A 15364-nucleotide genomic window follows, 5' to 3' on the forward strand; every position below is an offset into this window, starting at 1 on the left:
TGCCGGAAGCCAGATGCGGCCTTCCAGGCAGCTCTGATGTCAGGATAAAGTTTAGAAGGGGTCTAACTATCCCTAGGCCAATTACGCTGCGAGGAATGGCCCTAGCGCACGATGGCATAATGGGTGCTGTCGCGATGCTACTAGCATTTGTGTTGCGACTGGATTTTGATGGCTTCCTGCTAAATTGGCCGGTATTGCTTGGAGCAGCTACCCTCTTCGGGGTCATGGTCAGTACGGCAGGTTTCTTGCTGGGACTAAACCGCGGAATATGGCGCTATGCGTCGCTTCCTGATTTGGTAGCAATCGCTGGCGCGACTAGCGTGGCCATCGCGCTCTTTATTGTCGCTGAGTTCCTTCTGATTCGGCTGAATGCGATCCCACGCTCTTCTGTTGTCATAGCCTGGGCGTTCACCGTCGTGCTGTTGGCCGGACCTCGCGCTGCGTATCGAGTTTACCGCAATCACCATGACAGCAAACGAAGAAGAAAGGCCGAACCCGCCGGGGGAAGAAACGTGCTCTTGATCGGAGCTACCGACAATGCGGAAGCTTTCCTGAGGGCTATAAAGGAAAGGGATCGTGCCTCATTTGAGGTGCTGGCAATCATTGACGAGAGAGGACGAAGAACAGGCCGATCTATCCGCGGAGTTCCAGTTATGGGGCCTTTGGAACGGCTACCCCAGATTCTCTCCCGATTTGAGGCTCGGGGGCGCCGCCCAGAGGCGATAATCCTCACGCGATCACGTGATGATTATGAACGTCATGCCAGCATTGAAGCGCTGGTCGAAATTGCCGCAACTCAGAAGCTAGAAATCCTTCGGCTGCCAAATTTGCTCGATATGCAAAGCATCGATGCGGAGATCGAACTGCGGCCAATCAAGCTGGAGGACCTTCTGCAACGAGACCCCGTTCGACTGGACGTGCCCAAGATCCAGTCGATGATTCAGGGTAAGACCATCATGATTACAGGGGCCGGTGGCTCCATTGGATCTGAGTTGGCACGACAGATTGCTGACCTGAAGCCCGGAAGCCTAATTCTTCTCGATGCCAGCGAATTCGCGCTCTACACAATCAAGTCCGAGCTGTCTCAGAGATGGCAAAATATCGATATCCAAGCCGCTCTTTGCAACGTGCGGGAAAAAGAGGCGGTGCGCACGATCGTTGAACGCTTCAAACCTGATGTGCTGTTCCATGCTGCGGCACTGAAGCATGTGCCGATGGTTGAGGCTCAGCCGCTCGAAGGCATTTTCACCAATGCAATCGGAACACGAAATGTCGCCGATGCGGCGCTCAGTGCAAATGTATCCAGGATGATCATGGTGTCGACCGACAAGGCGGTAAATCCCGCCAATGTTATGGGGGCAACCAAGCGAATGGCGGAGATGTATTGCCAGGCGTTGGACCTCGACCCGGAGGTCATCGGCACGCGGTTCATCACAGTTCGGTTCGGCAATGTCTTGGGGTCGGCTGGCTCGGTCGTCCCTCTTTTCGAACAGCAGATCAAGGCGGGTGGTCCTGTGACCGTCACTCATGCCGATATGGAACGCTTTTTCATGACGATCCCTGAGGCCTGTCTCCTCGTTCTACAGGCGGCGGCATACACCCCCGCGCCACAGCATGAGCGAGGCCGGATTTTCGTGCTCGATATGGGGTCTCCGGTGAAAATCGTCGATTTGGCACGAAATCTTATTCGGCTCTCGGGACGGCGACCGGGCAAGGATATTCAGATTATCTACACGGGGCTGCGGCCAGGAGAGAAGCTCTACGAGGAGCTGTTCGACAGCAAAGAGACCTTGAGTGAGACAGGAGCCCCAGGCATCTTGGCCGCATCGTCGCGGTCGATCAAACGTGCTGTCATTGTGCGCATTTTTGATGAAATGCAATGCGTGGTCAGCGCCCGGGATCTGCAAGGCGCCGTGAAGCTCCTCAAATCGACTGTGCCGGAGTTCACTCCCGGCATCGAAGATCACCTGCTGATGAGCATCAAGCGTTCGGCTGAGTCATGAACCTCGCGACCGCGGCTTTGTGCGGCAGCCCGTCACCAGACCGAATTAACGAGAAGTTGCGGGTGCTGGTCGTCAGTCAGCATTTTTGGCCCGAAACGTTCAGAATCAACGAGGTTGTCGAGTCGCTTCGCTCGTGTGGGTGCGACGTTGAGGTTTTGTCCGGTCAGCCGAACTATCCGCATGGCCAAATATTTGAAGGCTACCGAGCGCTTAGCTCAGGGACTCAAATTCATCCGTCCGGGTACCTGATACACCGGGTGCCTGTTGTACCGCGAGGCAAAGGCGGGGGGCTACGGAGAGTGTGGAATTACCTCTCATTCGTCGTGTCGGGGAGCATCATCGGGCTATTTTTAACGCGATCCAAGCGATACGATATTGTCTTCGTGTATGCGAACTCCCCGATTCTGCAAGGATTGGTAGGGGCCGTTTTCAGACAGTTCAAATCTGCCGCTCATGTGATTTGGGTCCAGGATCTGTGGCCGGACAATTTGGAAGAAACAGGGTTTGTTCGCAACCAGCGAGTGCTGAGCGCTGTGGAGGCCCTCACTCGTTTCATTTACCAACGTTCCGACCTTCTTCTAGCCCAGTCACGCGGTTTCATCGCAAAGATACGCGCCGTTGCCGGCGATGCGGTGCCAATCGCATACCACCCCAATCCTGGCGATTTGAATCTGGCGGTGGATAGCAAATTCACGGGTTCGCCTCTGGATCTTACGCGCGGGTTCAATGTCGTGTTTGCGGGTAATCTCGGGTCAGCTCAGGCGCTGGAGACAGTTTTAGACGCGGCAGGCCGAATATCAGATCCCGAGATCAACATCGTGCTTGTTGGAAGTGGAAGCCGGTCTGAGTGGCTCAGGACCGAAATTGAGCGACTTCATCTCACCAATGTCATGCTAGTAGGACGATTTCCGCCAGAGGCAATGCCGGCGGTATTTGCACAGGCCTCTGCTCTCCTAGTCACACTTAACCGGGCAAAGGGTTTAGGTTTGACGGTGCCGAGCAAAATCCCGACATACTTAGCAGCTGGGCGCCCCATCTTGGCGTGCCTTGATGGCGAGGCGGCCGATATCGTAAGCGAGGCCAAGGCGGGCCTAGTTGTGCCAGCCGAAGACAGCATAGCCCTGGCAGAGACAATCATACGATTGAAGGGCCTCCCAAGAGAAACGCGGGAGGCGATGGGTACTGCGGGGCGTGAATATTTCAATCAGCATTTCGCACCTGGTCCACTCGCTCTTGATTTAGTCGAACATTTCCGTCGGGCTTTAAGGGAGCGACGAGCATCACGGAGATAGCGAGAGATACCATGGCTCAATCGACGCACCCCAGAATCCTTGTCCTCGGTGCCTCGGGCATGCTGGGCAATGCAGTTTTCAGATTCTTTGCGAACAGCGAAGGCTACGTAGTTTTTGGCTCCACCCGTTCAAATAATCTGCATCCTGTTTTTCCAGAAAGTCGGGCGACGCTGATCGACGCAGGCGACGTCGAGAATTTTGATGGACTAAGCAAGATTTTCGCGGTGGCAAACCCGGATGTGGTCATAAATTGCATTGGGCTTGTCAAGCAGATGTCATCTGTGAATGACCCTCTCGCCGCAATTCCGATTAATGCAGTTTTGCCGCATCGGCTGGCACGCCTCTGCGCAGTCGCGAGGGCTCGTCTCGTTCATATCAGTACCGATTGTGTCTTTGACGGTGCGGCCGGGAACTACAGCGAAAGTGCCCGGCCCAATGCTGATGATTTATACGGGCGGAGCAAGCTGCTGGGCGAAGTAGTTTGTGAGAACTCGATAACCCTTCGGACTTCGATAATCGGCCGCGAGTTGAACACTTCACACGGCTTGGTCGACTGGTTTTTGAGCCAACAGGCTGACGTGAAAGGGTTCACCCGAGCCGTATTTTCCGGACTGCCTACCGTGGAACTCGCCAGGATCATTCGCGATTTCGTCCTGCCAAATATCAAACTCACCGGCGTGTACCATGTGTCGTCAGATCCAATCAGCAAGTATGATCTCCTCAGAATCATTGCCGAGGTTTACGGCAAAAAGACCCAAATCGTTCCGGACGACCAGTTGGTGATTGACCGCTCATTAAATTCATCTCGTTTCCAGAACGCTACCGGCTACCGCCCTCCCGACTGGCCGGTTCTAATCCGATCCATGTATGACTTTGGCTAAAACATCCTCGAGCGAGACGTTAATGTTTTCCAACAAGACCCTTTTGATTACTGGGGGCACCGGCTCTTTTGGCAACGCTGTGCTGGCTCGATTCCTCAAAACGGACTTCGCAGAGATCCGTATCTTTAGCCGGGACGAAAAAAAGCAGGAGGATATGCGCCTGTCGTTGCCGGACGATCGCTTAAAATTTTATATTGGTGATGTCCGCGATTATCACGCTGTCGATGATGCAGTTCGCGGAGCCGACTACATCTTCCACGCTGCGGCGCTCAAGCAAGTGCCGTCTTGCGAATTTTACCCAATGGAGGCGATCAAAACGAATGTTCTCGGCGCTGAAAACGTGCTTCGCGCTGCGATCAGCCATCGCGTCCAGCGTTGCGTGGTGCTTAGCACTGACAAGGCTGTATACCCTGTAAACGCTATGGGTATGTCAAAGGCGTTGATGGAAAAAGTTATGATCGCGAAATCGCGAGTCAGCGATTCTGTTCGCACCGTCGTCTGCGCCACCCGTTACGGCAACGTCATGGCGTCCCGCGGCTCAGTGATCCCCCTCTTCCTTGACCAACTGCTAGGCGGCAAGCCCCTGACATTAACCGATCCCAACATGACACGTTTCTTGATGTCGCTCGATGAATCAGTCGACTTAGTACTTTATGCATTCGAGCACGCACGGTCGGGCGATATATTTGTTCAGAAGGCACCCGCTTCTACCGTGGGGGTTCTGGCTGAGGCGATGCAGGAACTATTCGAACGGGACAATCCGGTGAAAATCATCGGGACTCGTCATGGTGAGAAGCTTTTCGAAACTTTGGTGTCGCGCGAGGAAATGGTGCGTGCGGAAGACCTAGGCAATTATTATCGGATTCCGGCCGATTCTCGGGATCTGAACTACGACAAATATTTCGTTGAAGGCGAGCGAATGGTTTCAGAGCTGGAGGATTACACATCTCACAACACCGTTCGCCTCGATGTCGGTCAGGTCAAGGCACTGCTATCGCAGTTGGACATCCTTAAAGGGGCGCTCCGTGCTTAAGGTCATGACCATTGTTGGGACTCGGCCAGAGATTATTCGGCTGTCCAGGGTCATTGCAAAGTTCGATGCCAATTTCGATCACGTGCTCGTTCATAGTGGCCAGAACTACGATTATGAGCTGAATGAGGTCTTCTTTTCGCAGTTGGGCATTCGGCCGCCCAACGTCTTCCTCGAAGCTGCAGGTGCTTCTGCTGCGGAGACAATTGGGAAAGTCATCATCGCGGCTGATCAGGCGATCGAGAGTCATCGCCCCGACGCACTGCTGATTTTGGGTGACACGAATAGCTGTTTGGCGGCGATTGCGGCCAAACGGCGGAAGGTGCCCATCTTCCACATGGAGGCCGGAAATCGTTGCTTCGATTTTCGTGTTCCAGAGGAGATTAACCGCCGAATTGTGGACCATACAGCGGATGTCAATCTGACCTATAGCCAGATTGCTCGTGACTACCTACTGCGAGAAGGCCTCCCACCCGACCAGGTAATTGTTACCGGCAGTCCGATGCGGGAGGTGCTCGAGCACTACAGAAGCGGAATCGAAGCCTCGGCGGCGGTCAGCAATCTCGGCTTGACGGCAGAACGTTTCTTCGTAGTCAGTGCTCATCGCGAGGAAAATGTGGATTCGCCCGAGCGGCTAAGGAAGCTGCTTAATGTCCTCAATGGGATTGCCGAGCGATATCAGGAGCCAGTCATCGTTTCGACTCATCCTCGCACGAGAAAACGTTTGGACGCGCTTGGTGCCAGCTGCCATGAAAATGTCAGGTTTGAAAAACCGTTTGGGTTCTTCGACTATATTAGGCTCCAGTGTTCGGCTCGAGCCGTGCTTTCGGATAGCGGCACGATAACTGAGGAAAGCGCGATCCTGAACTTTCCCGCCCTCAATCTGCGCGAGGTACATGAGCGCCCCGAAGGCTTCGAAGAGACCTCAGTGATGATGGTCGGCCTGGACATAGAGCGCGTTTTTGACGGGCTTAAGATATTGGAGACTCAGTCACGAGGCGCGATGCGGACCTTGCGTTTGCCGACTGACTATAGCTCCGACAATGTATCCGAAAAGGTGCTGCGGATCGTTCTAAGTTACACGGACTTCATCAACAGGCGGGTCTGGAGGAAACACGAACCTGGCGCCGTCTGACCGCAATCGTGCCTTCGTCTCCCCGCAGCTCTGAGCGAAAAGCCGTCCGCCGCATTCCGACTCGCCATCGTCTAGTGCAAGGCAGGAACTCAGCCCAACTAAATCTGATACGGCAGATCCTCACACTTTCGCGGTAACCGCCCGCCTACCCGTAGCCAGCCAATCAACCATGTACCAAACGGCGCCGACGAAAAGCACCGACAGGACCAATTCGATCGCGTAAATGAACAAAGTCCACGGGAACCCCATTTGGACGAGTAAGTAGGCTAACGAGACACCTGTCACCGCCGCAGAGGCGACATTTTGTGTGACCCAGGCAGCCAACCATTCGATCGAATGGCCAGCTATTGTCAGAAAGAACATGAATACCGAGACGACGATTATCGACCCTGAAAGGCTGGCCACCCCAATGGGGCCTGGCAACGTGAGGAACGTATAATATTGGACCTTTCCGTACCGGTCACCGGACATTTTTTGGTAGATCGCTTGGGCGCCAGCGGCTGGGTCTTCTTTGATCACATGCAAGAACAAATCGCCTCCAAGATGGTCAAGATTTGCCGCGGCCGTCATCGTCCCTTCAAGTCCAACCCAGCGCATGACCGCGAGATTGCGCAGTTGACGGTAGAGACCGGCTAGGGCGAAACGATCACCTCTGACTGCCTCAACCTTGTCTATTATCGTCGCAGCCGGAGGCGCCGAGGAGTCGGGCGACGGTGCCAGAGTTTTTCCGATGCCTGTCGGCTGCTGTGGAACAACGCCTGACGGCTGCTGTGGAACGCCTTGTGTCTGTGCGGTGCTGATCGAGAAATCGAAAGTGCGTTCAAGGCTAACTACTGCAAGCGAGCCTGCAAAAACAAATCCGCTGAGACCCATGGCAACTGCGATCGCAACCCAACTCCTCACATCGCGACGTCGTAAGACAACGACCGCGAATGCGGCGAGAACATAGAGAAGCAACTGGATGCGGCTTCCCATCGAGAGCGATGCGAGCAGCCCAAGAAACACTGCTACGTAGATCAACACTGAATACGACCAGTCGCGTAGTTCGACCAGCCACAGGGCCAAGGTTAGGCCTCCCAAAAGAGCCCCCCATGCGATCACGAAGGCCGCGACCGCATACAGGCGGGGGTTGATGTTAATGCCCAAGGGGAAACCAATCCGTATAATGTGAAATGAGTAATTGGCCCAATACAGCCCGATAGAAACGGCAATCAAACTTGCAAACGCGAGGACGACAAATTTCGACACGAAAGGAGGCGCTACCGCCTTCCGAATTTCCTTGAACGCGGGATAAAACGATGCGGCCAATCCAGCCGCGCACACCCCTGAAAAGCCACTAGCTGCGAAAGCAAGTGCCTGATCCCACTCAGTCGTGAATGTGCTGGTAGGCTCGATGAGCGCGATGCCAAATACGAAATTAGCGACCGCTTTTGCAATGAATCCTACAAAAAGGAATGACGACAGCAGAAACACGAAAAAGGAGGACGGACGCCAGAGCGGGATGAAGACGGCAGCGCAGCCCGATGCATAGAACCAGAGGAGAATCAGTTTCGACTGGCCGGGATAGGTGGCTAGAAGGACGAAGCCCATTGAGGCAACAAGCAGCGCAACTCCCAAGAGAATCGCGTTTCCGGGCACATTTGCTCGAGATGGCTGAAGCTTTTGAGATTGGCTCATATCAACCCTTTACTTCAATGCTCGCGGAGACCACAAACCGACATGCGGCAAGCATGACCAAAACCCTCTGCGCCACGAATCGCGATTCTTCCCCATAATACACGCAGCCGGCGACGCAATTCGTTGTATGAGAAGCAATCCCCATGATATAGCCCTGCGAATTGCGAATTGGCTTGTGCCTCGTCTCATAAATTGGCTCGATTCGCTGCCCTTTTTCGAAGTCAGCCCGAATGACCTACAAGCAATGTGACACCGGTCCGCGCGTGGTAGTGCTCGGGGGAACCGGGTTCGTTGGTGAGGCCCTAGCGCGGCTGTTGGCCAATCCGGCCTTCCCACCCAGCCGGTTCATTGTGCATCGTTCGGAACCAGAATGGCTCAATCAAGCCGGCGTGAATGTCAAAAAGGCCGATTTGGAAGATTCTGCCGAGATGTTGGCCGCCTTGAGCGGTTACGACGTGATGATCAACTTATTACGCCCCGACGGCACCGGTTGGTACCCTACCGTATTGCGGAGCTTGCAGTCGACATTTCGCGACGCCGGTATTTCCCGTTGTATTCATGCTAGCAGCATTGACGTTTACGCAGGGGTACGCGACCGGCAAATCGACGAAGCCACATTGCCATGCGCGTTGTCGCCTTATGAGCAAGAGCATCTTATAGGTGAGGCAATTCTGACAGGCTCGTTCGCCGAGACGATTGTGTTGCGGCTGGGAGCTATTTTCGGATGCGGCGGACGCAATCTCGTCACTTTGGCGGAGGAGATGAAACAAGCCCCATCATGGAAGATTGCGCTCCGCCGTGCTCTTTACGGTGAAAGACGAATGCACCTGGTGAGTGTGGAGACTGTTGCACAGGCATTTGTCAAATTGGCGTTCGACCGGAAAATCCATGGCTCACAGATCGTCGTAGTTACCGATGATTCCGATCCGAATAACAATTTCGCGTTTGTCCAGGATCGCTTCGCCCTGGCATTCGGCCGAGAATTCCCGAAATTTGGACCAACCTCACCAAGATTCTTCCTTAGATTCTTGTTACGTCTGAGGGGGCTTCCGGCGCACGCTATTGACCGGCGCTTCTCTGCAATCAGGGCCACGGAATTAGGGCTAGTCTCCGAGGCGTTCACCAGCAGGCTGGACAATTACGCCAGTGATCTTGCGAGGGTGACTCGGATGTCGGGCGCATGAATATCCTCCTGACTACAGTTTCACTCGATTCCCAAAAAGGAGGAGGCACAGCAGAGCGAACAAGGCGGCTTGCTAGCCATCTGACGCAAAGAGGACATCGTTGCGAGATCGTCACTATGCAAGGCGGGGATCTCGTCGGGCAACTGCATGGTAGGAACATGCAAGTTTATATTACGGGTGCGATGCGTCTCCGCTTCTCGGTCCCGACAATCAATCCGTTTAGGCTAATGCGCAGCGTTCGAAACGCCGATGTCATTCATATTCTCGGGTACTGGAACTTCCTGTCGGTCGCGACAGCGTTTCTCGCGCGATGGCTCGGGAAGCCTTATACTTTCAGCGCTGCGGGGGAGTTTGTCGGTCTCAATCACCCTAGGCCGATCCCGTATCTCTTCCACATCGCCTTTGGAAAGCGGATGGTTCGGAATGCAGCGACGCTGATTGCGGTCACCCCCCTGGAGCGCCGTCAGATACTGGAGCGGTTCAAATCGCCAGAAGACAATGTCATCGTGGTTCCAAACGGGGTTGAGGAACAACCTTTAGCAGCTGAAGCGATGGAGACTGGACCAAATGGGCCGTATGTCCTTTTCGTCGGCCGACTAGCCGAAGTGAAAGGCCCCGATCTTCTTATAAGCGCGTTTGAGAAGATGAGTCAGGAATATCCGGATATCGGGTTGGTAGTAGCAGGTCCAGACTTTGGCATGCGCCTATCGTTGGAATCCTTTGTTAATGCGCACCACCTCGCCGACCGGGTTGTCTTCACGGGGCATCTAGGCGAGAGCGCACGGAGCGAGGCATATAGACGCGCGCTTTTCCTGGTCGTGCCTTCCCGAGCTGAGGCGATGTCACTCGTGGCGCTGGAAGCTGGTATCGTTGGCACGCCTGTTCTTCTCACTGACCAATGTGGGTTTGATGAAGTCGAGACGGTGGGTGGTGGATACGTCGTACCGGCAACTGTTGAGGGCTTGTATGGAGGGCTTCACTCGATGCTGGCCGAACGTGGTGATCTACCGTCGAAGGGACGAGCGCTTAGATCTTACATAGTGGAGACTTTTGCCTGGCCTTCGATTGTAGACAAGCTGATTTCTCGCTTTGAAGAAATAATCGCAAAAAGGGGGGCTCCCGCAAACGTCGTCGTAGATACGCCACAAAATCAACCGGCGATCGAGGCCCTGTCGACGACGATCAAGCGCACCGGAGAGGACCGTTGATAAGAGGTCCCCAAGTGTCGCTCGTGGTCCCAGCATATAATGCGACAGACTACATCGCGGAAACAATCGAAAGCCTCTTGGCCCAAGACTATCCAAATTTGGAGATCATAGTTGTAGATGACGGTTCAACTGACGGCACAAGCGATCTCGTCTCGAATTATGGTCCTGAAATTAAATTGCACCGTCAAGTGAACGCTGGCCAGAGTGCGGCCATGACCACAGGATGGGCAATGAGCACGGGGGACATCCTCGGCTATCTAAGCGCAGACGATCGTCTGCGCCCAACAGCTGTTCGGCGCTGCGTGGAGGAATTGTCGGCTCGCACTGATGTAGTTTTGGTTTACCCCGACTTCGACATTATCGACGAGCATTCAACTCTCAGGTCGACCTTACAGCCGCCGGAATTTTCGCGTCGTGCTCTCTACGCACACCTGCACTGCCTGCCGGGCCCTGGGGCCTTTTTTCGACGTGAGGCTTATGAACGAGCTGGTTACTGGCGAGAGGACCTTCGGCAGATTCCTGACCTCGACTTTTTCCTGCGCTTGGCATTGGAAGGTAATTTTTACCATGTGCCAGAGGTTCTCGCGGAATTCCGTATGCATAGCGCGTCGACCACCTACCGAGCTGTGCCATTTGAACGTGGAGAAGAACCGCAGCGCATGATTGAGACGTTCTTCCGACGGAAGGATCTTCCCGATGAACTCCGCAAATGGGAGCGTGAGACTAGGGCAAACGCTAATTTACTGTCGGCTGCGATCCATGGGCGTTCGGGACGAGTAGCTGTTGCCGTTCAACGATTATTGGCAGCAGCCAGGCACCCGCGGACACTGCTATCTCGCAAAGCCGTAAGCCACGCTCTTCTGATAGCCCGGTGCGCGTTTGCCCCCGTATCGGTGCGTATGCGGGAACGACGGAATGCAGCCAACAGAGACTAGTTCCATGTCTCGGGACCGAGGGACAAAAGGTTGGCATCCTTTCCAAGGTGCTCGCATAGACCTGCTACTGCGAGGTTATGGTCACTGCGTTGACTGAGGCCGGACACCGCAATCGCTCCAATCACGCCCACCCCTTTGACCCGGATTGGAAAAGCCCCGCCGGCTAGAACGAAATCCTGTGGATTCAGACCGTATCCGGGAGGGAAAGTGCGATCCTCACGTTGCTGCTGTAGGGCTAAGAGATAGCTGCTCTTGTGAAAGAGCTTGACTACGTTAAGCTTGCGCCGTGCCCATTCACCATTCGACGCCGTTGATGTCGGAAGCGCGGCGTAGAATAATTGACGATCCCAGAGCCGAATGTCGATAACGATCCCGACCTGTTCGCGCACTGCGATGGAACGAAGCGCGCAGCCTAGCTTAAAGGCCGCTGTTTCTTCAAAAGATTCGAAGACGAGCACGGATTCCTGTTGAACGATTTTCGGGACATCACTCGCATCCCCCTCTGAAGCCAAACTGCGCGTCATCTCTCCCGTCTTATCCGTCATGTCGAACTGTCCGCGTGCTTTTGCAATCGCGCCAAGGAGTCGGAATACAGGCGGTTAATGGGTCTAAGCAGCGCGTAAGACGTGCAGCCACGCGGCCTTATCGGCGAGTTCCTCGCTAATAGCTTCGGCCGTTGCCCATAGAGGCACTGGGTTTCTGATTTGATGTGCAAAATATCCATCCAATCATCCTACGCCCTGTCAAATACTCGGGATGGTGCTAGACGTCTAGGATGAATGGGCCTTTGAACGGTGTAGCAATTATCTGCCAATGACTGATCATACATTTTTCGCGATTTTGTTTGTGGGGAGACAGGGGTCCAGCTATCTCCAGGCTTTGCTTGACTCTCACCCAGATGCAACGTGCGAAGGCGAGCTATTCTCACCGACGGCGCGCTTAATCGCCGACTTGGTCAGGCGGCGCACAATATCTTTCAGAAACTCCCGTCAGAAGGACGTGGCTAGCTATCTTGAGAAGATGCTCCACAAAAAGGGTAGCAGGGTCACCGGTTTCAAAATGCCCTACCTGTCTCTGCTGGAGCATACTGACGCGGTAGAAGCATTCAAGAGATTCGGATACAAGATTGTCCGCTTGTCACGCGACAACCTGTTGGATCAATATATTTCGTACAGACTTGCGGCTTTAAATAATTCATGGAGATCGGACTACGGGCCGACAAAAATAAATGACTTTTATGCAGATCCAAATGATGTATTGACCGCTTTTGAGAAATGGACAAGCGACAACTCCGCTTTGCACCGGATAGCGAGTGAATTTCCCAATTTGCATGTAACATATGAACAGTTGGTCGACGGCTCTGGCGTATTGCGCTGCCTCGAATTTCTGAATTTGCGCGATGCACCTCTCGAAAGCCGTTTCAAAAGGCAGAGAACCGGCGCTCAATCTGAGATCATCTCGAACTACGACGAACTGAAGGGTCACTTTATCCAGACAGGGTGGGCGCGCCATTTTCTGGACTAACCCCGGTTCCAATTCACTGCAATTGGGCGCCCAATCATGCAGACGCCACAATTACTCCCAACTGTTCGTCCCTTTGTCCCCGGGCTAGCCGAGCGCCTCCCAATGAGCGACCCCATCTCCATTGATCTTCCGGTCGCTTCCGCGCCCTCGATATGGCGAGCTAGTGGCGCCGCTGCCGCCGGCCGCGTTGGCATATTGGCTGCAGGTCTTGCGAGCTCCTTGCTACTTCCTCTTGCCTTGCCTCCAGACAAAGTCGGCATCTATTTCATTGCTCAGATACTCACCTCAGGATTTGCAATCCTGGTTCAATTGGGCCTCACATTTACTGTGCCGGCGCTTGTCTCGGCCGCGACCGCGAAAGGAGACTTTGGACGAGCGCGGGATCTTATAGCTAGGATCCAGGGACTAGTTGTCTCTTTCGGCCTCATCACAGCATTGGCATTCTGGCTTGCAGAACATTGGATCGGAAGCAGCGGAGGCAACGAATGGGGAGAAATTTTGCCGATAGTCGCCGTAGCCATTCCCTGCGCAGCTTTGGGGTCTGTCCAAGTCGAACTGCTTCGAGCGGTTCACTCGATTCGGAGTTCGGCTTTCCTCATGGCCTTCCCTAGTGCCATTGTGGCCCTCTTCCTCGCGTTTGCCCTCGTGACACACAGCAGCGTCACCCTTCATCAGGTCCTATTGTGTAGTTTGGTCGGCTTCGCGATGGCAGCGGGTTTTGGCGCTTTTAGCATTTTTATGATGTCGCGCCGCTGGACTGAGCCAGCAAACGTAGAGACAAACCTACGAGCGATTATCCTTCGTACTCTGCCGAATCTCGCGACAACCTTGATGTTGTTCGGTCTATCTCAGGTCGACATGGTTCTGCTGACGCTCTTCACTAGCTTCTCAGAAGTTGCGCAATATGGTGTCGCTTTGAGGATTTCGACGGTACTGATCATGCCGCTCAGCATCGCAAATTCCGCCTTTGCCCCTTCTGCGGTACAGCATTGGACGCTGGGCGACCGAGTGGGACTTCAGCGATCTCTCAGAACATTGGTTGGTGTTTCGACGCTCCTGACTTGCTTAATGTATTTCGGGTTGGTGACTCTCGGCTATGCCGCTGTGCAGATTTGGAACCCACACTACGAAAGTTCTTTGTGGATAGCGCTGATCTTAGGCTGCGGCCAAGTTTGCCATGTTCTCGGCGGATCGTCAGGAGTTTTGTTGATGGTGTTAGGCGACGAAAAGTTTGCTTTTCGCATTACCTTGGGTACCGGCCTCGCAACCGTCGTATTGTGTACGGCTGGCGTTCTGATGGAGGGCCCGCTTTTACTCGCGTCGGCCGCGGCGTTTTGCAATGCGCTTCAGGTAGGTTTCTTCTCAGCGCGAGCCCGTAAGATATTCGATGTCGATCCAACAATCTTGTCGGTCGTTAAAGGCAAGTAGCGCGGAAGCTGACTAGTTCGGCTTGTCCTTGTGGGACTTGAACCTGTGAGCACCCGGGTCCCCCACCAGGCCACTGAGAACCAAGAGGCCAAACAAGGCCATAATGCAACCCACCCCGGCAAACAACATTATCCAGTACATATAACACCACCCCCGCCATTAGATACCCCAGATAAGGCTGATCTGCAAGATATCCCTAATGTAAGTAGTGGTTAGACGGTTCTCCGGCGACTGCGTTGCTCGCCGTGCCCAGCCTGTGGGTAAGGTGACACCCCTAGGCGTTGCATGACGGAGATACGAAGCCCCAGCTTCGCTTTACGCGTTCCTTGTGAGATTGCGCTTTGCGCCTTTAGCCTTGATACCCTTTGGGGCTGGCTTCTTGGCCGGCGCTTTCTTGGCGGGATCCTTCGTGGCAGGCTTTAGCCCTAGCCCTATCGACTTTGCCAACTCCGATCGCTGTGCGGCATAGCTTGGCGCCACCATGGGGTAGTCGCGAGGCAAACCCCATTTCGTGCGGTACTGTTCGGGCGTCATCCCAAGCAAACCCAGATGGCGCTTCATTGACTTGAATTTGCGACCGTCTTCCAAACTTACGATGTAATCCGGAAAGATCGACTTCTTCGGGTTCACGGCCGGCGTCAGCGGCGGTAGCTCCGCGACCGCTGTCGGGCCCAATTTCGAAAGCGCGGCGTTGACCGAAGAAATAAGATCCGGCAGCCCAGCCACTGGCACGGCGTTATTTTGTACAAACGCGGCGACAATATCGACCGTCAGCTCAATCAGATCTGTGTTTCGTTCAATTTCATCGGTCAATTGTTCACTCCTGAATTGGCAGTGCGAACCTATTTTGAATTGTCGCTTTGCGCAATGTTGGTATGAGGCAGATCAATAGAACCGGCGGGCTAATCCTGCGGTAAAGGGTGTTCAGAGGTCGTCACGCTGTGCTATCATTGCATGGCCGGAACAACCGCGAAAATCGGGCATTCGCATCACCGCCTTGGTCAACCAGGGCTGACATCAACCAGCTTCCCCCTCGATCATCATTGAGAGATTGTCGTCCCAAGCGG

Annotated in this window: 13 protein-coding genes; 10 read left to right on the plus strand and 3 right to left on the minus strand. The window is 54.3% G+C overall.

The window, feature by feature from the left end; translation table 11 throughout:
* The first annotated feature begins 119 nt into the window (after positions 1–119).
* From NP503_RS00330 to wecB, 5 genes are read left to right on the plus strand one after another with little or no spacing between them, the layout of a single operon-like run.
* Positions 120–2003 (plus strand): nucleoside-diphosphate sugar epimerase/dehydratase, encoded by a 1884-nt coding sequence (locus NP503_RS00330; RefSeq protein WP_164748680.1) that lies wholly within the window; start codon positions 120–122, stop codon positions 2001–2003.
* Positions 2000–3295 carry a glycosyltransferase family 4 protein gene (locus NP503_RS00335; RefSeq protein WP_127268928.1) on the plus strand — a complete coding sequence of 432 codons (1296 nt, stop codon included), beginning with the start codon at positions 2000–2002 and terminating at the stop codon, positions 3293–3295. The genes NP503_RS00330 and NP503_RS00335 overlap by 4 nt, the downstream gene beginning before the upstream one ends.
* A gap of 11 nt (positions 3296–3306) precedes the next feature.
* Positions 3307–4176 (plus strand): SDR family oxidoreductase, encoded by an 870-nt coding sequence (locus tag NP503_RS00340; protein ID WP_127273148.1) that lies wholly within the window; start codon positions 3307–3309, stop codon positions 4174–4176.
* Between the two features lie 22 nt (positions 4177–4198).
* Positions 4199–5209, plus strand: coding sequence for a polysaccharide biosynthesis protein (locus NP503_RS00345; RefSeq protein WP_127271261.1), 1011 nt, complete (start codon positions 4199–4201; stop codon positions 5207–5209).
* Positions 5202–6341 carry a non-hydrolyzing UDP-N-acetylglucosamine 2-epimerase gene (gene wecB, locus NP503_RS00350; protein WP_272483079.1) on the plus strand — a complete coding sequence of 380 codons (1140 nt, stop codon included), beginning with the start codon at positions 5202–5204 and terminating at the stop codon, positions 6339–6341. Before NP503_RS00345 ends, wecB begins: the two co-directional genes overlap by 8 nt.
* A 120-nt stretch (positions 6342–6461) precedes the next feature.
* On the opposite strand, the gene NP503_RS00355 is transcribed toward wecB, so the two are convergent.
* Positions 6462–8018, minus strand: a complete 1557-nt coding sequence (locus NP503_RS00355; RefSeq protein ID WP_127267027.1) for a hypothetical protein — start codon at positions 8016–8018, stop codon at positions 6462–6464.
* Positions 8019–8248: 230 nt separating this feature from the next.
* Here NP503_RS00355 and NP503_RS00360 point away from each other — a divergent pair, with 230 nt between their 5' ends.
* Genes NP503_RS00360 through NP503_RS33355 form a run of 3 tightly spaced genes read left to right on the plus strand, consistent with a single transcriptional unit; the run spans position 8249 to position 11345 of the window.
* A complete protein-coding gene (locus NP503_RS00360) occupies positions 8249–9202 on the plus strand; it encodes an NAD(P)-dependent oxidoreductase (RefSeq protein ID WP_127267026.1) in 954 nt (317 codons plus the stop codon).
* Positions 9199–10410 (plus strand): glycosyltransferase family 4 protein, encoded by a 1212-nt coding sequence (locus NP503_RS00365; RefSeq protein WP_127267025.1) that lies wholly within the window; start codon positions 9199–9201, stop codon positions 10408–10410. Before NP503_RS00360 ends, NP503_RS00365 begins: the two co-directional genes overlap by 4 nt.
* Positions 10411–10424: 14 nt before the next feature.
* The gene (locus NP503_RS33355) at positions 10425–11345 is read left to right on the plus strand and encodes a glycosyltransferase family 2 protein (RefSeq protein ID WP_164748681.1); all 921 of its coding nucleotides are present in this window, start codon (positions 10425–10427) and stop codon (positions 11343–11345) included.
* Here NP503_RS33355 and NP503_RS00370 read toward each other — a convergent pair.
* The gene (locus NP503_RS00370; protein ID WP_236382656.1) at positions 11342–11890 is read right to left on the minus strand and encodes a heme-degrading domain-containing protein; all 549 of its coding nucleotides are present in this window, start codon (positions 11888–11890) and stop codon (positions 11342–11344) included. The genes NP503_RS33355 and NP503_RS00370 overlap by 4 nt on opposite strands.
* Positions 11891–12158: 268 nt before the next feature.
* On the opposite strand from NP503_RS00370, the gene NP503_RS00375 reads away from it, so the two are divergent.
* Both NP503_RS00375 and NP503_RS00380 read left to right on the plus strand, forming a co-directional pair.
* Positions 12159–12869: a hypothetical protein gene (locus NP503_RS00375; RefSeq protein WP_127267023.1), complete on the plus strand. Its 711-nt coding sequence runs from the start codon at positions 12159–12161 to the stop codon at positions 12867–12869.
* A gap of 102 nt (positions 12870–12971) precedes the next feature.
* Positions 12972–14297, plus strand: coding sequence for a lipopolysaccharide biosynthesis protein (locus NP503_RS00380; protein ID WP_127267022.1), 1326 nt, complete (start codon positions 12972–12974; stop codon positions 14295–14297).
* 315 nt (positions 14298–14612) lie between these two features.
* Here the strand turns inward: NP503_RS00380 and NP503_RS00385 are convergent, their stop codons facing one another.
* Positions 14613–15110 carry a MucR family transcriptional regulator gene (locus NP503_RS00385; RefSeq protein WP_127267021.1) on the minus strand — a complete coding sequence of 166 codons (498 nt, stop codon included), beginning with the start codon at positions 15108–15110 and terminating at the stop codon, positions 14613–14615.
* Positions 15111–15364: the final 254 nt, after the last annotated feature.

Source organism: Mesorhizobium sp. SEMIA396 (assembly GCF_024518615.1).
Lineage (GTDB): Bacteria > Pseudomonadota > Alphaproteobacteria > Rhizobiales > Rhizobiaceae > Mesorhizobium.

Bases quoted from the DNA above. Each gene is read 5' to 3' on its own strand.
- NP503_RS00370 (WP_236382656.1), bottom strand. From the start codon at position 11,890: ATGACGGATAAGACGGGAGAGATGACGCGCAGTTTGGCTTCAGAGGGG.
- NP503_RS00340 (WP_127273148.1), top strand. From the start codon at position 3,307: ATGGCTCAATCGACGCACCCCAGAATCCTTGTCCTCGGTGCCTCGGGC.
- NP503_RS00380 (WP_127267022.1), top strand. From the start codon at position 12,972: ATGAGCGACCCCATCTCCATTGATCTTCCGGTCGCTTCCGCGCCCTCG.
- NP503_RS00355 (WP_127267027.1), bottom strand. From the start codon at position 8,018: ATGAGCCAATCTCAAAAGCTTCAGCCATCTCGAGCAAATGTGCCCGGA.
- NP503_RS00345 (WP_127271261.1), top strand. From the start codon at position 4,199: ATGTTTTCCAACAAGACCCTTTTGATTACTGGGGGCACCGGCTCTTTT.
- NP503_RS00335 (WP_127268928.1), top strand. From the start codon at position 2,000: ATGAACCTCGCGACCGCGGCTTTGTGCGGCAGCCCGTCACCAGACCGA.
- NP503_RS00375 (WP_127267023.1), top strand. From the start codon at position 12,159: ATGACTGATCATACATTTTTCGCGATTTTGTTTGTGGGGAGACAGGGG.
- NP503_RS00330 (WP_164748680.1), top strand. From the start codon at position 120: ATGGGTGCTGTCGCGATGCTACTAGCATTTGTGTTGCGACTGGATTTT.
- NP503_RS00360 (WP_127267026.1), top strand. From the start codon at position 8,249: ATGACCTACAAGCAATGTGACACCGGTCCGCGCGTGGTAGTGCTCGGG.
- NP503_RS00365 (WP_127267025.1), top strand. From the start codon at position 9,199: ATGAATATCCTCCTGACTACAGTTTCACTCGATTCCCAAAAAGGAGGA.